This is a genomic window from Pseudomonas sp. Pseusp9 (assembly GCF_059491265.1).
The window spans coordinates 129878-150054 of sequence record NZ_CP168500.1 but is presented as its reverse complement, the minus strand read 5'-3'; the positions used below and the strand labels follow the sequence as shown (position 1 = coordinate 150054).

Below are 20177 nucleotides of genomic sequence, written 5' to 3'. Positions count from 1 at the left end.
CACGGACAGCAAAAAACCGCGGATTCGACTAAATGCTGAATCGTTTCACAAAAAATTGATCAGCTCGCAGAATTCAACAAAACAGCGACAGGCTTGCGTGATCAGGGGCGACTGGAACAAAGTCGCCAAAGCAACGAAGAAGCGATAGCTATCGCAAGGAGGGAAGCCGCCATGCACACCACGATCATCATCACCTTCGGCCTGGCCTTGCTCGCCCTGATGCTGTTCATCGGCGAGAAAGTCGGCTTCAGCCGCCAGACCCTGACCTACGCTTTTGTGGTGCTGTGGCTGGCGCTGACAGTGATCAATGGTGCCATCGGCGTGGTGAGCGCGGGCCAGTCGTTGAGTACGGAACTGGGGATCGGCACGGTGGTGTTCAGCATTCCGGTGGCGGCGCTGGTGTTGTTCATGGTGCTGAGCGCCGAGGGCTGAAAAGCCCCGGTGCCCTGCCCGCGATCAACGCACCAGATGCAGGAACTGCATGTGTCGTTCGTACTGGTCGAGAATGTCGTTGATGATCTGTTCCTTGGTGTAACCCACCAGATCGTAGTCCTGGCTGCCCTCGCTCAAATGCACTTCGGCCCGGTAGTAACGGCGGTTGTTGAGTTGCTTGGAACCCATGCCGCCACGGGCAAACGACGGCGTGAAATAGCCGCGCATCTGCACTTGATAAACGAACGGATGCTGATCGCCATGGCCGATTTCCAGGCTGACGCTGTCATTGGCCGGGCCCGGGTGCATCTCGACGTGCAAACCCTTTTCGACGAATACGGCAGACACCTCTTCAATGGCCGGGCGCACTGTCGTATCGAGGAAACGATAGACCTCATCCCGCGAAGGGAAATGCACCGCCTGGCTCAAGCGCTGGCGCCAGCCGCCCTTGCCACGTCGGGATCCCGAGACCGGTGCCAGTGAATGCATCTGCGCAATCCGCTTCTGCGATTCCAGGTAAAACGCCTTGTGCAACCCCCACATCATCAACAGCAAGATCAACGAGAACGGCAGCGAGGTCAGGACCACCGCGGACTTCAACGCATCGATGCTGCCCGAGAACAGCAATGCACTGGTCACCAGCGCAGTCATTGCGCCCCAGAACACCCGCAGCCATTTCGGCCCGTCTTCATCGTGATTGCCGCCCTTGGCGGACAGCGTCGACAGCACCACGGTGCCGGAGTCGGCGGAGGTGACGAAAAACACGAAGCTGATGAACACCGTCACCGCGATGACGGTTTTGCTCCACGGGTAGGTTTCCAGCAGCAAGTAGAGCGTCATCGACGGGTTGTCGATGGCCGACATGCCGAGCGCGCTCATGCCATGGTTGAGCACTTGGTCGATGGCGCTGTTACCGAAAATCGACATCCACGCCAAGGTGAAGCCGAGCGGAATCAGCAGCACGCCGAAAACGAATTCGCGGATGGTCCGGCCACGGGAAATGCGTGCGATGAACAGGCCCACGAACGGCGACCAGGCAATCCACCAGGCCCAGTAAAACACGGTCCAGCCACCCAGCCAGTCGCTGGGTTTGTCGTAGGCGTACAGGTCGAAACTCTTCATCGGCAAGGCGCCGAGGTAATCGCCGAGGTTCTGGATCAGGGTGTTGAGCAAGTGCTGCGTGGGGCCGGCGAACAACACGAACAGCAACAGCGCACAGGCCAGCAGCATGTTGATGTCGGACATGACCCGCATGCCCTTGTCGACGCCGGATACGGCAACGATGATCGCCGCCCCCATCATCAAGGTGATCAGGCCGACCTGAATCCATTGGGTATGGGCGATGCCGAACAGGTAGTCCAGGCCCGAGTTGAGGTGCAACACGCCGAAGCCCATGTCGGCACCGAGGCCGAACACCGTGGCAATGATGCCGAAGCCATCCACTGCATAGCCGATGGGGCCATTGATGCGCTTGCCGATCAGCGGGTACAGCGCCGAACGCAGGGCCAGGGGCAGATTATGCCGGTAGGCAAAGTAGGCCAGCGCCATGCCGACAAAGGCGAACACGCCCCAGCCATGCAGGCCCCAGTGCAGAAACAGAATCTGCATTGCCTGGCGCGCCGCATCCGCGGTACCCGCCTCGCCTTGCGGCGGTTGCAGCATGTGGGTCAGGGGCTCGGACACGCAGAAGAAAAACAGGGTGATGCTGATCCCCGCGGCGAACAGCATGCCGGCCCAGGACAGATAACTGAATTCGGGCTCGTCGTGGTCGGCACCGAGCTTGATCTTGCCGTAGCCGGACAAGGCGGTGACCACCACGAAGACCAGATACAGGGTCATCGCCAGCAGGTAATACCAGCCGACCGTGTTGGCCGCCCAGTTTTGCGCCGCCAGCAACCAGGCACCGGCCTGCTCGGGCATGGCGATGACAACGACACCAAACAACAGAATGAAACTCGCCGAGAACCAGAACACCGGCGGATTCATGCGGATCAGACCGCCTGGAGGGATGGACGATGCACTCATGTACGGTGCACCTCGAAGGGTAGAAACGTGGCTGTGGAAATCGGACTCAGCAAAGGCAAGCCTCCTGTTGTGAGCGGGCAGCGAACCGCCGGTTTAACTTGAATGAACGTTCAAGTTAAACATGGATAGGGGGCTAAGGACTAATCGCAGGGCTGGGCGGTACTGGTTGTACGCTAGCTCAAGGGAGGAAACATGGGGGATTTAAAAGCTTCGCGAGCAGGCTCGCTCCCACAGTGGATTTGTGACCGATGCACACACCCTGTGGGAGCGAGCCTGCTCGCGAAGAGGCCGGATCATTCAGCGAAGATCCCGCCCCTTACTTCTGCGCCCCATCATCATGCTGCAGATTCGCCTGGGTCAGGTTGCTGCCCGCCGGCACGCTGCGGGTCAACCAGACATTGCCGCCGATGGTCGAGCCCTGGCCGATGGTGATCCGCCCCAGAATCGTCGCCCCGGCATAAATCACCACGTCATCCTCGACAATCGGATGCCGCGGCTGGCCCTTCTGCAGCTGACCGTCTTCGTCGGCCGGGAAGCGCTTGGCACCCAACGTCACCGCCTGATAAATCCGCACGCGCTCGCCGATGATCGCGGTTTCGCCGATCACCACGCCAGTACCGTGGTCGATGAAGAAGCTGCGGCCGATCTGCGCGCCGGGGTGAATGTCGATGCCGGTGGCCGAGTGGGCGATTTCCGCACTGATCCGCGCCAGCAACGGCAGCCCGGCACGGTACAAATGGTGGGCCAGGCGATGATGAATCACCGCCAGAATCCCCGGGTAGCACAACAGTACTTCATCGACACTGCGCGCCGCCGGGTCGCCGTGATAGGCCGCCAGCACGTCGGTGTCCAACAGACTGCGCAATCCCGGCAGGGCGAGGGCGAAGTCCTGAATGATCTGGATGGTCCGGGATTCGACTTCGGTATCGGCCTGGGCACTGTGGCGCGCGGCGTAGCGCAATTCGAGCCGCGCCTGGGCCAACAGCGCATTCAGCGCTACATCCAGCGTGTGACCGACGTAGAAATCTTCGCTCTCTTCGCGCAGGTCAACCGGCCCCAGGCGCATCGGGAACAGAGCACCGCACAAGGCTTCGAGAATCTCTGCCATGGCCGCCCGGGAGGGCAGTTCGCGGCCGCCCTGCTCGCCGCTGGCCCGGCCGTTTTGTGCGCGCCACTGTTCACGCGCCGTGCGCAGCTGGCTGACGATGGTCTGCAATTGCCAATGGCTGGAACGCTCACTCACGGTAAAAACTCCTCACGGGCGACCGGACTGTCTGGCCGCACTGACGGCAATTACTTTACGGCAAGGGTCGCAAGGCAAATTAAGAACCAATAGTGCTGTGCTCAGTTCGATTGGCTATAAGCGATTGGCGGTTGCCCAGGCTTTGGGGCGTGCCTATAGTCCTGAGATCTTCAACGGCCAGTACGGACCCATGATCAAACAACAGCTCGCCCGCTTTAACCGCCTTGACCTGCTCGGTCAGCCCACCGCCCTGGAAAAACTCGAACGCCTGTCGACCTGGCTGGGTCGCGACGTGTACGTCAAGCGCGATGACCTGACGCCGCTGGCGATGGGAGGCAACAAGCTGCGCAAACTCGAATACCTGGCCGCCGATGCGCTGGCCCAGGGTGCCGACACCTTGATCACCGCCGGCGCGCTGCAATCGAACCACGTGCGCCAGACAGCCGCCATTGCCGCCAAGCTGGGTCTGGGCTGCGTAGCCCTTCTGGAAAACCCCCTCGGTACCGATGACAGCAATTACACCGGCAATGGCAACCGACTGCTGCTCGATTTGTTCGATGCCAAGGTCGAACTGGTGGAAAACCTCGACAACGCCGACGAACAATTGCAAGCCCTGGCCGGCCGGCTGCGCAGCAACGGCAAGAAGCCGTACCTGGTGCCGATCGGTGGCTCCAATGCGCTGGGTGCTCTGGGTTATGTGCGTGCGGGGCTGGAACTGGCCGAACAAATCAAGGACACCGGCCTGACCTTCGCCGCCGTGGTCCTGGCCTCGGGCAGCGCCGGTACCCACAGCGGCCTGGCACTGGCCTTGAGTGAAGTGCTGCCGGATCTGCCAGTGATCGGCGTGACAGTCTCGCGCAGTGATGAAGATCAGCGGCCCAAGGTTCAAGGCCTGGCCGAACGCACCGCCGAGCTGCTGGGCGTGAACCTGCCGGAGGCTTTCAAGGTCGAGCTATGGGATGAGTATTTCGCCCCGCGTTATGGCGAACCGAATGCCGGAACACTGGCGGCAGTGAAGCTGTTGGCGGGTCAGGAAGGCTTGCTGCTGGACCCGGTCTACACTGGCAAGGCCATGGCGGGCTTGCTGGACGGGATCGGGCGTCAGCGTTTCGACGAAGGACCGATTATCTTCCTGCACACCGGTGGGGCGCCGGCGTTGTTTGCCTACAAGGATTTCCTCTAACGGCGACAACCCTGTGTAGGAGCGAGCCTGCTCCGGGCGGCGTTCCGACGATGGACGACGGTGCACCGCGGGGTGTCTGGTTGCCAGCGTTATCGTTGACGACCATCGCGAGCAGGCTCGCTCCTACAGTAAAAAACGTAATCTATTCCAAAATAGAATAACCAGAAGATTAATTATTATTTTCTAATCTAAAAACGCCATCATATAGTCATGCTGCAGGCGAATTTCGCGAGAGACGCATACGCTGCTTTAAGGCAGGATATCGCAGTCGTCAAAATCCCGAATTTGCCAAATTTCCTTAAGCGTCTTCCATAAGAAAACACAGGGGCTTGTCATGAATTTTTCCGCACTACGTCGCAATCTGCTGGTGGGCTCGCTGGGCCTGGCACTGAGCGCCGGCCTGATTGGCCAAGCCGTTGCCGGTGAGCAACTGAAACAGATCAAGGATAAAGGCGTTATCAACGTCGGCCTGGAAGGCACTTATCCACCGTTCAGCTTCGTCGACGCCGATGGCAAGCTTTCGGGTTTCGAGGTCGAGCTCTCCGAAGCCCTGGCCCAGAAGCTGGGCGTCAAGGCCAAGATTCAGCCAACCAAGTGGGACGGCATCCTCGCCGCCCTGGAGTCCAAGCGCCTGGACGTAGTGGTCAACCAGGTGACCATCTCCGAGGAGCGCAAGAAGAAGTATGACTTCTCCGAGCCGTACACCATTTCCGGGATTCAGGCGCTGGTGCTGAAGGACAAGGAAGCTGCGCTGAACATCAAGAGCGCCGCTGACCTGACCGGCAAGAAAGTCGGCGTGGGCCTTGGCACCAACTACGAACAGTGGGTCCGCGCCAACGTGCCGGGCGCCGACGTGCGCACCTATGACGATGATCCGACCAAGTTCGCCGACCTGAACAACGGCCGTACCGACGCCATCCTGATCGACCGCCTGGCCGCCCTTGAATACGCCAAGAAAGCACCAAAAACCGTCGCTGCCGGCCAGGCGTTCTCTCGCCAGGAATCCGGTATTGCCCTGCGCAAAGGCGAGCCGGAACTGCTGGCTGCCGTGAACAAGGCCCTCGACGAGCTGCGTGCCGACGGTACCCTGGCGAAGATCTCGGAAAAGTACTTCCAAGCTGACGTCACCAAATAATGGAAGCAGCTTTCCAACTCGCACTGGACTCCGCGCCCTTTCTGCTCAAGGGCGCGTATTTCACGGTCATCCTCAGCCTGGGCGGGATGTTCTTCGGCCTGGTGATGGGGTTCGGCCTGGCGCTGATGCGCCTGTCGCGCTTCAAATCGGTCAGCTGGCTGGCCCGCATCTACGTGTCGTTCTTTCGCGGCACGCCGTTGCTGGTGCAACTGTTCGTGATCTATTACGGCTTGCCGCAATTGGGTCTGGAACTTGATCCGCTGCCGGCGGCCCTGATCGGCTTCTCGCTGAACATGGCCGCCTATGCCTGTGAAATCCTGCGCGCCGCGATCGGTTCGATCGAACGCGGCCAGTGGGAAGCCGCTGCCAGCATCGGCATGACCCGCGCGCAAACCCTGCGCCGGGCCATCCTGCCGCAGGCCATGCGCACTGCATTGCCGCCGCTGGGCAACAGCTTCATTTCACTGGTCAAGGACACGGCGCTGGCAGCCACCATCCAGGTGCCGGAGCTGTTCCGTCAGGCGCAACTGATTACCGCCCGGACTTTTGAAGTCTTCACCATGTATCTTGCCGCCGCACTGATCTACTGGATTCTGGCCACGGTGCTGTCGCACCTGCAGAACCAGTTGGAAGCGCGGGTCAATCGGCACGACCAGGAGTCCTGACCCGATGATTGTCGTGGAAAAACTGACAAAGCAGTTCAAGGGTCAAGTGGTGCTCAACGGCATCGATCTTGAGGTCAAGGAAGGCGAGGTGGTGGCTATCATCGGCCCAAGCGGTTCGGGCAAGACCACCTTCCTGCGTTGCCTGAACTTTCTGGAAGAACCCACCAGCGGCCGGATCAAGGTCGGTGATATCGAGGTCGATACCAGCCGTCCCCTGAACCAGCAGCAGAGCCTGGTGCGGCGCTTGCGCCAGCACGTGGGTTTCGTGTTCCAGAACTTCAACCTGTTCCCCCATCGCACCGCCCTGGAAAACGTCATCGAAGGCCCGATCGTGGTGAAAAAGATCCCGCGCGCCGACGCCGTTGCCCTGGGTAAAAAACTCATGGCCAAGGTAGGCCTGGCGGGCAAGGAGGACGCCTACCCGCGTCGCCTCTCCGGTGGCCAGCAACAGCGCGTGGCGATTGCCAGGGCGCTGGCGATGGAGCCCGAAGTGATCCTGTTCGATGAGCCGACCTCGGCCCTCGACCCGGAGTTGGTGGGCGAGGTGTTGGCGACCATTCGCGGCCTGGCCGAAGAGAAACGCACCATGGTGATCGTCACCCACGAAATGGGTTTTGCCCGCGACGTGGCCAACCGTGTGGTGTTTTTCGACAAGGGCGTGATTGTCGAGCAAGGCGAAGCGAAGGCGTTGTTTGCCAATCCGAAAGAAGAGCGAACCAAACAATTTCTGAGCAAGTTCCTGAATAACGGTCACAACTAACTACCCTGCACAACAACGGTTAACTTCCATGGATGGAAGTGACACCCCTCGAAATGCACCTCATTAATACCAAACTAAACCCATCCATTCGACACACATACCCTGTACGCGCACGCGGTACATATATATGCATCGCAACAATTAAACAGCGCCATTCCAATTAGACTCTTCATGACAGGACTGTGCCAATTACTGGCACAAAACCACCCGTATCTCGCCGCTTTCAGCAGACAAATTCGACGCAGTGACATGGTTTACTTACTTGGCAGCGTAGGAACTTTCTGAATAACAGTGCGCACCACTTATGACTAACAAATCTTATTGACAGCGGATCTTCCTGACTCTTATCTAGTCTCCTGCCAGCAACATTCATCACGCTTGAACCATTATTTCAACTCGAAGTAATGAATGGCTTTTTCGCTTCGATTTTTAGTTTTTTGATATTCCAGAAACGGACTTCGTTGCAAGACTTCAAGGAGACTTCATGAAAAGCACCTCGAACAAATCCGGGTTTGCCGCCCCGACCCTGGCGCAATCCAACAAGGCCGGCATCAACGTCACTTGTGCAGCGCACCTGCTGATCGATGTGGCGCCCTACCCCGCCATGGACGCAGGTGACCTGGTCGAACTGTTCTGGGACAACTGCTACGTGGCCTCCCGCGTGCTGACGGCCAGCGATGTCGGCCAAACGGTGCAACTGAGGGTGCCTGAAAGTTTTGTCGCCAACGGTACTTCGCGCCTTCACTACCGGGTCATGCAGGTTGGTCGGGGCCCGGCGATTTCGGAAAGCCGCAACGTGCAGATCAAGCTCGACTGCCCGGGCGGCCAACCCTCAGCGCTGTGCGGTGATGAAAACCAGTGCCTGGCACCGGTGAGCATTCCCGAGGCGATTCGCCGTCAGGGAGTCAATCCGAGTCAGGTCAAACGCGGTGTTCCCTTGACCATCGAGCCGTACCTGAACATGGCCGTCGACGACGAAATCACCCTGCGCTGGGGCGATGTGCGCATGGACCTGCCACGACTCAAGCCCGCCGATGTGGGCCAGCCGATCCAGGTCTGGATACCGCCGGCCATCATCCTCGAAGCCGGCGAGGATCTGCGACTGGAAGTGACCTACTGCATTCTCGACAGGGTGGGCAACAACTCGCGCTGGGCACCGCCCCGCACGCTGAAGATCGGTTGCGCCAATCCTTATCTGAAAGTCCCACCGAAAAAAGCGCTCAAGGCCGCCGAATCCCGCAAGCAATGAATACAGGGGTCCCTCACATCAGCGGGATCATCCTTCTATCTATATTCCTATAAGTTAGTTCAAAAAATATTTATACACGTTTAGGGTATATGAACCGGACCACCGGACATTCTTGTTTTCATGCGCTGCCACAAGCGGCGCTTCCATGAGATGTGAGGTAGGTATGGTCCGGAACACAATCACCCCAGTGCAGATCGCCAGGGCATTGCGTGCAGCCAAGGAGCGGCACTGATGTCCAGTCTGGCAGATGCAATCGTCCAGAGTGACCTGGACATCGCCCCCCTTTTGTTGCCCGCACAAGTCTTGCGCAACGATGCCCAAGCCATCAAGGCGGCCCATGAACTGGCGCAGGTGGCCCGCCTGCAAGCGGCCAAACGCGACCAGCAGCGCAAGCTCCCATGGTCTGAAATCGAACAGTTCACCCGCAGCGGCCTGGGCAGCATTTCCATCCCCCGCGAGTACGGTGGCCCGCAGGTTTCGTTTGTCACCCTGGCCGAGGTCTTCGCGATCATTTCCGCCGCCGACCCGGCGCTGGGGCAGATCCCGCAAAACCAGTTCGGCATTCTTAACCTGATCCTCGGCAGCGCCACCGAAGCGCAGAAAAGACAACTGTTCAAAAGCGTCCTCGATGGCTGGCGCATCGGCAATGCCGGGCCGGAACGCGGCACCAGAAACACCCTTGAACTGAAGGCACGCCTCACCGCCGATGGCATCCTCAACGGCCAGAAGTTCTATTCCACCGGTGCCCTGTTCGCCCATTGGGTTGCGGTCAAGGCATTGAATGACGACGGCAGGCAGGTGCTGGCGTTCATCCGTCGTGGCACGCCGGGATTGCGCATTGTCGATGACTGGTCCGGCTTTGGTCAGCGCACCACCGCCAGCGGCACGATCTTGCTCAACAACGTGCGAGTCGACTCCGAACTGGTTGTGGATAACTGGAAGATCAACGACACGCCGAACATTCAGGGTGCCGTCTCCCAGTTGATTCAAGCGGCCATCGACGCCGGTATCGCCCGAGGCGCCATCGACGACGCCATCGACTTCGTGAAAACCCGCGCCCGGCCGTGGATCGACGCCAAGGTCGAGCGGGCCAGCGATGACCTGTACGTGATCGCCGATATCGGCAAATTGAAAATCGAATTGCACGCCGCCGAAGCACTGCTGCGCAAGGCCGGCCAAGTACTTGATCAAGTCAGCGCCGCGCCGCTCACCGCCGAGTCCGCCGCCCGCGCCTCGATTGCCGTGGCCGAAGCCAAGGTACTGACCACCGAGATTTCGTTACTGGCCAGTGAAAAGCTGTTCGAACTGGCCGGCAGCCGCGCAACCCTCGCCGAATTCAACCTCGACCGCCACTGGCGCAATGCCCGCGTGCACACCCTGCACGATCCGGTGCGCTGGAAGTATCACGCCATCGGCGCCTATCGCCTCAACGGCACGCTGCCTAATCGGCATTCCTGGATCTGACGACCAGACATCTGGAGAACAACATGACAAATTCTCAGCACGTCGCGGTCATCACCAGCGATGAACAAGCCCTGATCGTCGCCAGCGACCTGGCCGAAGACTTCAGACGCGACAGCGCCCTGCGTGACCGCGAGCGCCACCTGCCACACCCGGAACTGGAAGTATTTTCCCGCTCGGGCCTGTGGGGCATCAGCGTGCCGAAAGAGTATGGCGGCGCCGGCGTTTCCAACGTCACCCTGGCCAAGGTCATCGCCTTGATTGCCCAGGCCGACGGCTCGCTAGGGCAAATCCCGCAAAACCATTTTTATGCCCTCGAAGTGTTGCGGGTGAACGGCAACCACGCGCAGAAAAAACGTCTTTATGCCGAAGTACTGGCCGGCCAGCGCTTCGGCAATGCATTGGCCGAACTCGGCACCAAAACCGCACACGATCGCATCACCAGCCTGACTCGCGACGGCAGCGGCTATCGCATCAATGGTCGCAAGTTCTACGCCACCGGTGCGATTTACGCCCAACGCATTCCCACCTCGGTGGTGGATGAAAACGGCGTGCAGCAACTGGCGTTCGTCCCGCGCAACAGCAAGGGCCTGAGCGTGATCGACGACTGGAGCGGCTTCGGCCAGCGCACCACCGGCAGCGGCTCGGTGGTCTTTGAGGATGTGTTTGTTGCCGCTGAAGATGTGATCCCCTTTCAAAGCGCCTTCGAGCGCCCGACCCCGGTCGGCCCGCTGGCGCAAATTCTCCATGCCGCCATCGACACCGGTATCGCCCGCGCCGCGTATGAAGATGCGCTGCATTTCGTGCGCACCAAAACCCGGCCGTGGATCGACGCCACCCACGAAAAAGCCACGGACGATCCGCTGACCCTCAAGAGCTTCGGCCACCTGAGCATTCGCCTGCACGCCGCCGAGGCTCTGCTGGAGCGTGCGGGCGAATACCTCGACAAGGCCCAGGCCGACACCCATGCCGAGACCGTCGCGGCCGCGTCGATTGCCGTCGCCGAAGCCCGCGCCCTGAGCACCGAAATCTCCCTGGCCGCCGGCAGCACGCTGTTCGAACTGGCCGGCAGCCAGGCGACCTTGATCGAACACGGCCTCGACCGCCACTGGCGTAACGCCCGGGTGCACACCCTGCACGATCCGGTGCGCTGGAAGTATCACGCCGTAGGTAATTACTACCTCAACGATGAAAACCCGCCACTGCGGGGGACCATCTGATGGCCGGCACTAAAAAGAAGATCCTGCTCAATGCGTTCAACATGAACTGCATCGGGCACATCAACCATGGCCTGTGGACCCATCCACGGGATAACTCGACGCAGTACAACACGATCGAATACTGGACCGAACTGGCACAGTTGCTGGAGCGCGGGCTGTTCGACGGCCTGTTCATCGCCGACATCGTCGGGGTCTACGACGTCTATCAGAACTCGGTGGACGTGCCGCTCAAAGAGTCGATCCAGTTGCCGGTCAACGACCCGCTGCTGCTGGTGTCGGCCATGGCGGCGGTAACGAAAAACCTCGGTTTCGGCCTGACCGCCAACCTCACCTACGAAGCGCCATATCTGTTCGCCCGACGCCTGTCGACCCTGGATCACCTGAGCCGTGGCCGAGTTGGCTGGAACATCGTCACCGGCTATCTCGACAGTGCGGCCAAGGCCATGGGCCTGAGCGAACAGGTCGAGCATGACCGTCGCTACGACCAGGCCGACGAGTACCTGGAGGTGCTCTACAAACTCTGGGAAGGCAGTTGGGAAAACGGTGCGGTGCTGAACGATCGGCAGCAACGGATCTACGCGCAGCCCGAGAAAGTGCACAAAGTCGAGCACAAGGGCGAGTTCTATCAGGTCGAGGGTTATCACCTCTGTGAACCCTCGCCGCAGCGCACGCCGGTGCTGTTCCAGGCCGGCAGTTCGGATCGCGGCTTGCTGTTCGCCGGGCGCCATGCCGAGTGCGTGTTCATCAGCGGCCAGACCAAGGCGTCGACCAAGGCGCAGGTGGACAAGGTGCGCGCCAGCGCCGTCGGCGCCGGACGCAACCCCGAGGACCTCAAGGTGTTCATGGGCCTGAATGTGATCGTCGGCGCCACCGAAGACCTGGCCTGGGCCAAGCACGCCGAATACCTGAGCTACGCCAGCGCCGAAGCCGGCGTGGCGCATTTTTCGGCGTCCACCGGGATTGATTTTTCTCTGTATGAAATCGACGAACCGATCCAGTACGTGAAGAGCAACGCGATCCAGTCCGCCACCAAACACCTGCAAAACAACGACTGGACCCGGCGCAAATTGCTCGAACAACACGCCCTCGGCGGTCGCTACATCACCGTAGTGGGCTCGCCTGAGCAGGTGGCCGATGAGCTGGAATCGTGGATCGCCGAAACCGGGCTGGATGGCTTCAACCTGACCCGCATCGTCACGCCGGAAAGCTATGAGGATTTCATTGAGCTGGTGATTCCTGAACTGCAACGGCGGGGGTCGTACAAGACTGCGTACGACAGCGGCAGCTTGCGGGAAAAGCTGTTTCGCGAAGGGGCGTTTTTGCCTGAGCAACACACGGGATCGGCGTTTCGCCGCTAGAAGCTTCGCGAGCAGGCTCGCTCCCACATTTGGAATGCATACCCCTGTGGGAGCGAGCCTGCTCGCGAAGAGGCCCGACCCAACACCACAAATTCTATGCACTGACTGGATAACTCATCATGAAAAAGCACTACCTCTCTCACCCAGTCAAAGCACTGGCCCTGGCCCTCGGCCTGTTCAGCTCGGTGACTTTCGCCGCCGACGCGCCACTGAAAATCGGCACCACCGCCGCCTTCGCCATTCCCCTGGAGGCGGCCGTCGAAGAGGCCGGCAAACAAGGCCTGAAAGTCGAACTGGTGGAGTTCACCGACTGGATCGCACCGAACGTCAGCCTCGCCGCCGGCGACATCGATGTGAACTACTTCCAGCACATCCCGTTCCTGGAAAACGCCAAGGCCGCTTCGGGCTTCGACCTGGTGCCTTTCGCACCGGGAATCATCAACAACGTCGGCCTCTATTCGAAAAAATACAAAAGCTTCGACGAGCTGCCACAAGGCGCCAGCGTGGCCATCGCCAACGACCCGATCAACAGCGGTCGCGGCTTGCAGCTGCTGGCCAAGGCCGGGCTGATCACCCTCAAGCCCGGCGTCGGCTACAAGGCCACCGAAGAAGACATCATCGCCAACCCGAAGCACATCAAGATCCTCCAGGTCGAAGCCGTGCAACTGGTACGTGCCTATGACGATGCCGATCTGGTGCAGGGCTACCCGGCCTACATTCGCTTGTCGAAAACCTTCGATGCAGGCTCCGCGCTGCTGTTCGACGGCCTCGATCACAAGGAGTACGTGATTCAGTTCGTGATCCAGCCCAAGAGCAAAACCGACCCGCGCCTGATCAAGTTCGTCGACATCTACCAGCACTCACCCGCAGTGCGTGCCGCGCTGGATAAAGCTCACGGCAAGCTGTATCAAGCCGGCTGGGAAAGCTGAGCATGACTGCCGCCATCCAACGGCGACTGGAGATTCCAGAGCCGCAAAGTGCCGAACGCACTGAGCTGCATCCCGAGCTGAACCATGCCCACGTCCGCTTCATCGGCCTGGGCAAAACCTACAACGGCCAGCAAGGGCCGGTGGCTGCCCTGCACGGCATCGACCTGGCGATCCAGCGTGGCGAAGTGTTCGGCATCATCGGCCGCAGCGGTGCCGGCAAATCGTCGCTGATCCGTACCATCAACCGCCTGGAGCAACCGAGTAGCGGTCGGGTGCTGATCGATCAGGTCGACATCGGCGAGTTCGACGAAGACCACCTGGTGGCGCTGCGTCGGCGCATCGGCATGATCTTCCAGCACTTCAACCTGATGTCGGCCAAGACTGTTTGGCAGAACGTCGAGCTGCCGTTGAAAGTCGCTGGCGTGCCGAAGGAACAACGCGAGCAAAAGGTCCGTGAACTGCTGGAACTGGTCGGCTTGCAGGCCAAGCACATGGCTTACCCGGCGCAGTTGTCCGGCGGGCAGAAACAGCGCGTGGGCATTGCCCGGGCGCTGGTGCATGACCCGCAGATCCTGCTGTGCGACGAAGCCACCTCGGCGCTGGACCCGGAGACCACGCAATCGATCCTCGGCCTGCTGCGCGAGATCAACCGGCGCCTGGGGCTGACCATCGTTTTGATCACCCACGAGATGACGGTGATCCGCGAGATCTGTGATCGGGTGGTCGTGCTCGAACACGGCCGCATCGTTGAGCAAGGGCCGGTGTGGGAAGTCTTCGGCAATCCACAGCATGAGGTCAGCAAGACGCTGCTCGCGCCGTTGCAACACGCATTGCCGCAAGAACTGCAAAGCCGTCTGTTGGCGCAAGCGACATCCCCCGATGCCGCTGTGGTCCTGCGCTTGCAGTTCACCGGCAGCCAACGCGACGAACCGGACCTGGCAGCACTCTTCAGCGCGCTCGGTGGCCGAGTGCGCTTGCTGCAAGGTGGCGTGGAAAGGATTCAGGGGCATGTGCTTGGGCAACTGCTGCTGGCGGTGACGGGCTCTTCCCTCGGTGCCGAAGAATTGCGTCAGCGCGCCAGCCAATGGGCGCAACAGGTGGAGGTACTGGGTTATGTGGTTTGATCGCTTGCTGCAGGGTTTTATCGACACCTTCCTGATGGTCGGCGTGTCGTCGTTGATTGCGTTGTTGGCGGGCATTCCGCTGGCCGTGATTCTGGTCACCAGTTCCAAGGGCGGCATCTACGAAGCCCCGGCGCTGAACCGCGCTTTGGGCGCATTCGTGAACCTATTCCGCTCGGTTCCTTTCCTGATCCTGATGGTCGCTTTGATTCCGTTCACCCGGCTCATCGTCGGCACCACTTACGGCGTATGGGCTGCCGTGGTGCCGCTGACCATCGCGGCTACGCCGTTCTTTGCGCGTATTGCCGAGGTCAGCTTGCGCGAGGTCGATCACGGATTGGTCGAAGCGGCGCAAGCCATGGGCTGCCGACGCTGGCACATCGTCTGGCATGTGCTGTTACCGGAAGCGCTGCCCGGGATTGTCGGCGGGTTCACCATCACCCTGGTGACCATGATCAACTCCTCCGCCATGGCCGGGGCGATTGGTGCGGGTGGCTTGGGGGACATTGCGTATCGGTATGGGTATCAGCGGTTCGATAGCCAGATCATGTTGACGGTGATTGTGCTGCTGGTGGCGTTGGTGGCGGTGATTCAGTTGGGTGGGGATCGGTTGGCGCGAGGTCTGAACAAGCGTTGAACCAGTTGAATCTGAGCGGGTATATCGGTCCCGCTCAGGTATTGATGCAGGCGCCTCTTCAGAAGCTGTGCTCGATAACTACCGATGGCGCTCAGGACATTCCATTCGCAACCCCACGCAAGACTCGTTGAAAAAATCGGAGGCTTCAGTAGTAGGCAATAAAGTTTCCAATGCCTCTATCTGGAGCGCCAGGAGTTGAACGCGTCATGAGAAATGCACCTTCTTCGCCGACAACCCCAAGCGCAACCGAAAAACCTCCATCAAGATTTACCGACTGCCCACCAGCCCTGTTTAACCTGTCGAGCCTGGCCATAACCATGGACCATTCGGGCATTGTATAACCTGGAGATAATGGAGTTCGTAGCGTGGTTGCGCCCATTGCTAACCGTGTACGTTGCCCAGCGACCAATGGCTCCGGAAGGCTGATTGCGGAACGGGCATTGGGTTCACTCGCATGACCCAGTTTGCCCGGCGTACTGGCGTGTTCAGCGTACCGAAACCTCGGCTCGCTCAGCATCTCCTGGGTGAAGGTCGCCTTCCCTTGCCTTGAAAGCACAGGTCCAGAGTGAATCATCGATTGGTCGCTCATCCGGATCTTCGCGTAATTCGATCTATAAACTGAAGGAACATCGACATACTCTCTTCGTTTATGGTCAATAACATTGAAACCCACTGACGCATAAGTCGGGATATTCATGCTTACCCGGTGGTCCATGTTGAAAAAACCGCCGTTTATATACGCGACAGAGCCCTCACTTCTTATTTTGGCCTCCGCCTTGATAGCACTCCCCGATAATGATTGGAGATGAACCGGACGAACGCCTCCGGCAATTTTTCCTCGCAAGGAAACATCAATCGACAAGTACGAAAGCCTCCTGTCACTGTCAATATCCCGTGTGAGGCCAACGCCCATGCGGTTGAACAATTCATTTCCGCCAGCGATATCAACAGCGATTATTCCCTGTGCGACGGTTCGAACCCGAACTCCAGTATTGGAAGTCGCCACTGCAGCGTAAACTTCTCTCCATCTCCGTCTCGCCGATTCTGCTGTCAATCCGTCAGGATCAAAAAAATTCATCGGATTGTTGCCGACCATCTCGAATACGTTGAGTCCGTCCCTTGCCGGATCTGGGCTCACCCACCGCAGCAACCACGGCGCGTAGTACCGATAACCGTAGTAATAGAGCCCCGTTGCATCCAACTCTTTGCCCGAATAACGGATGGTCTTGTACTGCGCCACCAGCGCACTTTTGCCCGCCCAGCAGGCTGTGCCACCGAAAGGATAGTAGTGTTCCCGGGTCAGTACGCCCGCCTCGTCGTCCAGTTCCAATGTACTGGAACCGAGGTGATCACTGAGGCTGTAGCGCAGTTGATCGTCGTGTGCGCCTTGGGGCCAGTGCAGCGCCCGCACGTTGCTGCGCCCGGCTTCGACGCTGATGACGTGATGTTCTTCACCATCGGCCTGACGGTGGATGTCCAGACCGGGGAGGTAACGGACCTCACTGCGCAGGGTACGGCCGCTGCTGTGGGCGAATCTCGTTTTACGCAAGCGATGGCCGGGGCGGTCGTAGCGGTAGCATTCGTAGTCGTCGGGCCCGGTTTCGCGCTTGACCAACGTCACGCGGTTCAATTGGTTGCGGATGTCCCAGAGCATGGATTGCCCGCGTTGCAGTTCCCGTTGGTTGCCACCTGCATCGAAACCCAAGGCGATTTCAGGCTCGCCCGGCAGCGAGCCGTCGTCCCGTTGCGCGAGGCTGCGGTTACTTCGTGCCGAGGTGAACATCGAGAAGCCGGGCGCCCCGCTGTGCTGGCGGGTGAGCAGATTGCCGCCCCGGTCGTACTCGAAGCGTTGGGTGTAATGGCGCCGCTGGTTGGGGTCCAGCGGTGTGGGCAACAGTTCCGGTAGCGTCGGGCCATGGCTCGGTTGGCTGACCTTCCAGCCGTTGGCTTCGACCAGTTGATACAAGCTGTCGTAGCGGTAGCGGTTAATCGGCTCGATGCGCTGGTTGTTGAAATGGCTGACGGGTTGGGACCGGTCGTGCAGCTCGACGATGTTACCCACCGGGTCGTAGAAGTAGTTCAGGTCCTGCAAGGGTTTCTGGTTGCCGACCGCTGCCGTTAGCCGGATCAACCGCCCGTCATCGGCAGCGTAGTCGGCGCGGGATATCACGCCATTGCCGGCGGTTTCGCGTTCGACCTGATCCTGGGCGTTGTAGCGGATGTCGTTGACCAGGCGTTGCGGCAGTTTTCCAGAGGCCGCCAGTTGTAGCCAGGCCCCACTAAGCTTGCTGGCCACGTCGTAGCCAAAGCTGCGAACGTTGCCCATCGCATCGACTTGTCGCTGAAGCTCTCCGCCAGGGTTGAACGTGTGGCGAGTGGTGAACGCTTGATCTTCCAGCCTTGTCTCGCGCTCCTCGATGCCCGGGGGCCAATCCGGTAATTCGAGGTCCGCGAGAAAACGTCGATCTTCAACCAGCACGGCACCGGCAAGCCCGTAGGCTCGGCAGATTTGAACGCCGGTCGGATCGTCATGGCGGATCAACTGCCCGCACTGGTTATGTTCGGCGAAAACAGGATCGGCGCCACCATAGGTCAAGCGCTCCACCACGCGAGGCAGTTCTCCTGCAGCCCGCTCCGTGACGGAAACCGGACGTTGCTGATCGTCAAAATCAATGTGACGCTGACTGCCTCGTGCATCCCAGAACGAACCGGGCGAACCTGCCTGATCCAGCAAACTCAACTGCCAGCCGGCATCGACGCTGTCTGTCAGCAACGGTTGAGCGCTCAGGCTGTAGAGCGTGGTCAGGTTCGGTGCCGTGCCCCACAACCGCGGATCCCAGGACTCGACCAAGCGCCCTGCCGCGTCGAAGCCTTGCCGGGTGATGCGTGGATCAATCACCGGGAGGTCGGGATGACGGCAATAGCCGACGCTGCGAACCGACAGGGTACGTGGATCGACGACCGACAGCGTGGGGGTCGCAGCGTGGGGGTTCATTGCGTTGTCGGTCCTTCGCTCTGCCTGAGAACAGACTGAGCCTTTTTTCGCCGGACCGAAACTGTAAGAAGTTACAGTTCGGCGCCTGTGAAATCGCCATCGTCGGAACGCCGCGCGGAGCCTCGACAAGCGGTAGCTCTGTAGGAGCGAGCATGCTCGCGATGGAGGTCAACGATAACGCGGGCAACCTGATTCCCCGTGGCGCCCTCAGGTTTTTCGCGAGCAAGCTCGCTCCTACACGAGTGGCGGTTCAGACGATATTTCGTACAAAGAAATCAGCGTTTCCGAAGGCTCGTTCCCTTTCCTTTGCAGGACATTTCCTAGATCATTTCGCTCGCTTGCGCCTGCCAAATCCGGTGGCTAATCTCGGTCCGTCACTGCTCATCAGTGATCGGGTTTAGTAGCCCGGAACAATAGGCGCATAGCGATTCCATGCTCATGTCCGGCGATTTGCCGCATGCAGAATTTGGTGGCTGTGCGTGGGGCATCTTCGGGTGCACCGGTTTTCCTATTGACCGGCCTACTAACCTGCGTACAGCCGCCACCCAATCGTTTAGTAGGCGATACGTGATGGCTCCGATGCAGCAATAGGAGTGACACTCATGGAAAAATCCGTACCCGATCCGCCTCCGGAAACATCCGCCGACGAAACCAGAGATCGATCAGCGCTCTACCGTGCGATTGATTTCTACCTGACCGGCGATCAACCCACCCGACCTGATGAACTGCGCTTCTACAACGTCAGCAAAGACGTGAGTTTCGAAGACACCCAGCTCTATGTTGCCGATCTGCTGCGCTGTGCCTCGGTCAATGCGTACCAATGTGGCGATCAACTCAAGGGCGCCGACCGTGCGATGGTGTACTCGATCTGGCATTTGCTGGAGATTGCCAAGGCGATGGTGGATCACTCCATTGAATGCCTGGGGATGAAAAAGGACTGAGCCATTTGTTGTCAGTTCCACCGCCATCGCGAGCAGGCTCGCTCCTACAGGGGTACGCGATCAACTGTGGGAGTGAGCCTGCTCGCGATGGGCTGCGAAGCAGCCCCCGGCGCCATGGCGTATATTCGACAAATCCCAATTGCCTGCGCAGCCGACATGAAACAGACGCCCATCGATCTTGAGCAGATCACCGCCACCACTCTCGGCCACTACAACGCGGTCGCCGAAAGCTTCCGCGAAGGCACCCGCGACCACGACGTCAGCCAGAACATCGATGCGCTGTTGCGGCACATTCAGGGCGAGGCGCCGTTCGACATTCTCGACTTTGGCTGTGGGCCGGGCCGGGATTTGCAGACGTTCACTCGGATGGGCCACAAGGCAGTCGGTCTCGACGGTTCGGAAAAGCTCGCGCAGTTGGCCCGTGAAGACAGCGGTTGTGAGGTGTGGCAGCAGGATTTCCTGAAGCTCGATCTGCCGACCGAACGCTTCGACGGGATCTTTGCCAATGCGGCGCTGTTTCATGTGCCGCGTCAGGAATTGCCACGGGTGTTGAAGCAGTTGTGGGGAACGCTGAAACCGGGTGGCGTGTTGTTCAGTTCCAATCCCCGTGGTGACAATCAGGAAGGCTGGAACGGGCCACGTTATGGGTCGTACCACGACCTGGCGGCCTGGCAGCAATTGTTGATCGAGGCGGGGTTTGTCGAGCTTGAGCATTACTACCGGCCGGCAGGGTTGCCGCGGGAGCAGCAGCCCTGGTTGGCGAGTGTCTGGCGTAAATATGCGTAGTCAGTTCGGCCGCCTTCGCGAGCAGGCTCGCTCCCAC

17 protein-coding genes and 1 pseudogene are annotated in these 20177 nt (G+C 59.8%); 15 read left to right on the top strand and 3 right to left on the bottom strand.

Translation table 11 applies throughout. The annotated features are described in order from the left end of the window. Window positions 1-171 precede the first annotated feature (171 nt). Entirely contained in the window at window positions 172-432 is a 261-nt protein-coding gene (locus ACEN8E_RS00545; RefSeq protein WP_495591010.1) for a hypothetical protein, read from the top strand. A 24-nt stretch (window positions 433-456) separates the two neighbouring features. On the opposite strand, the gene betT is transcribed toward ACEN8E_RS00545, so the two are convergent. Both betT and epsC read right to left on the bottom strand, forming a co-directional pair. Next, window positions 457-2418 carry a choline transporter BetT gene (gene betT, locus ACEN8E_RS00540; RefSeq protein WP_495593257.1) on the bottom strand — a complete coding sequence of 654 codons (1962 nt, stop codon included), beginning with the start codon at window positions 2416-2418 and terminating at the stop codon, window positions 457-459. 355 nt (window positions 2419-2773) lie between these two features. Continuing rightward, window positions 2774-3700: a serine O-acetyltransferase EpsC gene (epsC, locus tag ACEN8E_RS00535; RefSeq protein ID WP_429369867.1), complete on the bottom strand. Its 927-nt coding sequence runs from the start codon at window positions 3698-3700 to the stop codon at window positions 2774-2776. A gap of 190 nt (window positions 3701-3890) precedes the next feature. Here epsC and ACEN8E_RS00530 point away from each other — a divergent pair, with 190 nt between their 5' ends. The 11 genes from ACEN8E_RS00530 (at window position 3891) to ACEN8E_RS00480 (ending at window position 15418) form a co-directional block, all read left to right on the top strand. Continuing rightward, the gene (locus ACEN8E_RS00530) at window positions 3891-4883 is read left to right on the top strand and encodes a D-cysteine desulfhydrase (protein WP_495591009.1); all 993 of its coding nucleotides are present in this window, start codon (window positions 3891-3893) and stop codon (window positions 4881-4883) included. Window positions 4884-5217: 334 nt separating this feature from the next. Continuing rightward, a complete protein-coding gene (gene tcyJ, locus ACEN8E_RS00525) occupies window positions 5218-6018 on the top strand; it encodes a cystine ABC transporter substrate-binding protein (protein ID WP_495591008.1) in 801 nt (266 codons plus the stop codon). After that, the gene (gene tcyL / locus ACEN8E_RS00520; protein ID WP_495591007.1) at window positions 6018-6683 is read left to right on the top strand and encodes a cystine ABC transporter permease; all 666 of its coding nucleotides are present in this window, start codon (window positions 6018-6020) and stop codon (window positions 6681-6683) included. Before tcyJ ends, tcyL begins: the two co-directional genes overlap by 1 nt. 4 nt (window positions 6684-6687) lie before the next feature. Next, window positions 6688-7443 (top strand): L-cystine ABC transporter ATP-binding protein TcyN, encoded by a 756-nt coding sequence (gene tcyN, locus ACEN8E_RS00515; RefSeq protein ID WP_495591006.1) that lies wholly within the window; start codon window positions 6688-6690, stop codon window positions 7441-7443. 484 nt (window positions 7444-7927) lie between these two features. After that, window positions 7928-8692, top strand: coding sequence for a hypothetical protein (locus ACEN8E_RS00510; RefSeq protein ID WP_495591005.1), 765 nt, complete (start codon window positions 7928-7930; stop codon window positions 8690-8692). Window positions 8693-8923: 231 nt separating this feature from the next. Then, window positions 8924-10156: an SfnB family sulfur acquisition oxidoreductase gene (locus tag ACEN8E_RS00505; protein WP_495591004.1), complete on the top strand. Its 1233-nt coding sequence runs from the start codon at window positions 8924-8926 to the stop codon at window positions 10154-10156. A 23-nt stretch (window positions 10157-10179) separates the two neighbouring features. Beyond that, entirely contained in the window at window positions 10180-11373 is a 1194-nt protein-coding gene (locus ACEN8E_RS00500; RefSeq protein ID WP_495591003.1) for an SfnB family sulfur acquisition oxidoreductase, read from the top strand. Beyond that, window positions 11373-12731, top strand: a complete 1359-nt coding sequence (locus ACEN8E_RS00495) for an LLM class flavin-dependent oxidoreductase (protein WP_495591002.1) — start codon at window positions 11373-11375, stop codon at window positions 12729-12731. Before ACEN8E_RS00500 ends, ACEN8E_RS00495 begins: the two co-directional genes overlap by 1 nt. 119 nt (window positions 12732-12850) lie before the next feature. Continuing rightward, complete coding sequence (locus ACEN8E_RS00490; protein ID WP_492587438.1) at window positions 12851-13660, top strand: MetQ/NlpA family ABC transporter substrate-binding protein; 810 nt, start codon at window positions 12851-12853, stop codon at window positions 13658-13660. Between the two features lie 2 nt (window positions 13661-13662). Then, window positions 13663-14784, top strand: coding sequence for a methionine ABC transporter ATP-binding protein (locus ACEN8E_RS00485; protein WP_495591001.1), 1122 nt, complete (start codon window positions 13663-13665; stop codon window positions 14782-14784). Next, window positions 14774-15418, top strand: a complete 645-nt coding sequence (locus ACEN8E_RS00480) for a methionine ABC transporter permease (protein ID WP_057712488.1) — start codon at window positions 14774-14776, stop codon at window positions 15416-15418. The genes ACEN8E_RS00485 and ACEN8E_RS00480 overlap by 11 nt, the downstream gene beginning before the upstream one ends. A 145-nt stretch (window positions 15419-15563) precedes the next feature. On the opposite strand, the gene ACEN8E_RS00475 is transcribed toward ACEN8E_RS00480, so the two are convergent. Then, complete coding sequence (locus tag ACEN8E_RS00475; RefSeq protein WP_495591000.1) at window positions 15564-18413, bottom strand: RHS repeat-associated core domain-containing protein; 2850 nt, start codon at window positions 18411-18413, stop codon at window positions 15564-15566. 152 nt (window positions 18414-18565) lie between these two features. On the opposite strand from ACEN8E_RS00475, the pseudogene ACEN8E_RS00470 reads away from it, so the two are divergent. From ACEN8E_RS00470 to ACEN8E_RS00460, 3 genes and pseudogenes are all read left to right on the top strand, one after another. After that, window positions 18566-18652: pseudogene (locus ACEN8E_RS00470) on the top strand (outer membrane lipoprotein carrier protein LolA); the annotation flags it as partial. A 363-nt stretch (window positions 18653-19015) separates the two neighbouring features. Next, on the top strand, window positions 19016-19354 hold the full coding sequence (locus tag ACEN8E_RS00465; RefSeq protein ID WP_495590999.1) for a DUF6124 family protein: 339 nt from the start codon (window positions 19016-19018) through the stop codon (window positions 19352-19354). Window positions 19355-19510: 156 nt separating this feature from the next. Then, on the top strand, window positions 19511-20140 hold the full coding sequence (locus ACEN8E_RS00460; RefSeq protein ID WP_495590998.1) for a class I SAM-dependent methyltransferase: 630 nt from the start codon (window positions 19511-19513) through the stop codon (window positions 20138-20140). Window positions 20141-20177: the final 37 nt, after the last annotated feature.

What these genes read in the sequence shown, in the direction of transcription:
- ACEN8E_RS00545 (WP_495591010.1), top strand. Translation starts at nt 172, where the DNA reads ATGCACACCACGATCATCATCACCTTCGGCCTGGCCTTGCTCGCCCTG.
- betT (WP_495593257.1), bottom strand. Translation starts at nt 2,418, where the DNA reads ATGAATCCGCCGGTGTTCTGGTTCTCGGCGAGTTTCATTCTGTTGTTT.
- ACEN8E_RS00530 (WP_495591009.1), top strand. Translation starts at nt 3,891, where the DNA reads ATGATCAAACAACAGCTCGCCCGCTTTAACCGCCTTGACCTGCTCGGT.
- tcyJ (WP_495591008.1), top strand. Translation starts at nt 5,218, where the DNA reads ATGAATTTTTCCGCACTACGTCGCAATCTGCTGGTGGGCTCGCTGGGC.
- tcyL (WP_495591007.1), top strand. Translation starts at nt 6,018, where the DNA reads ATGGAAGCAGCTTTCCAACTCGCACTGGACTCCGCGCCCTTTCTGCTC.
- tcyN (WP_495591006.1), top strand. Translation starts at nt 6,688, where the DNA reads ATGATTGTCGTGGAAAAACTGACAAAGCAGTTCAAGGGTCAAGTGGTG.
- ACEN8E_RS00510 (WP_495591005.1), top strand. Translation starts at nt 7,928, where the DNA reads ATGAAAAGCACCTCGAACAAATCCGGGTTTGCCGCCCCGACCCTGGCG.
- ACEN8E_RS00505 (WP_495591004.1), top strand. Translation starts at nt 8,924, where the DNA reads ATGTCCAGTCTGGCAGATGCAATCGTCCAGAGTGACCTGGACATCGCC.
- ACEN8E_RS00500 (WP_495591003.1), top strand. Translation starts at nt 10,180, where the DNA reads ATGACAAATTCTCAGCACGTCGCGGTCATCACCAGCGATGAACAAGCC.
- ACEN8E_RS00495 (WP_495591002.1), top strand. Translation starts at nt 11,373, where the DNA reads ATGGCCGGCACTAAAAAGAAGATCCTGCTCAATGCGTTCAACATGAAC.
- ACEN8E_RS00490 (WP_492587438.1), top strand. Translation starts at nt 12,851, where the DNA reads ATGAAAAAGCACTACCTCTCTCACCCAGTCAAAGCACTGGCCCTGGCC.
- ACEN8E_RS00485 (WP_495591001.1), top strand. Translation starts at nt 13,663, where the DNA reads ATGACTGCCGCCATCCAACGGCGACTGGAGATTCCAGAGCCGCAAAGT.
- ACEN8E_RS00480 (WP_057712488.1), top strand. Translation starts at nt 14,774, where the DNA reads ATGTGGTTTGATCGCTTGCTGCAGGGTTTTATCGACACCTTCCTGATG.
- ACEN8E_RS00475 (WP_495591000.1), bottom strand. Translation starts at nt 18,413, where the DNA reads ATGAACCCCCACGCTGCGACCCCCACGCTGTCGGTCGTCGATCCACGT.
- ACEN8E_RS00465 (WP_495590999.1), top strand. Translation starts at nt 19,016, where the DNA reads ATGGAAAAATCCGTACCCGATCCGCCTCCGGAAACATCCGCCGACGAA.
- ACEN8E_RS00460 (WP_495590998.1), top strand. Translation starts at nt 19,511, where the DNA reads ATGAAACAGACGCCCATCGATCTTGAGCAGATCACCGCCACCACTCTC.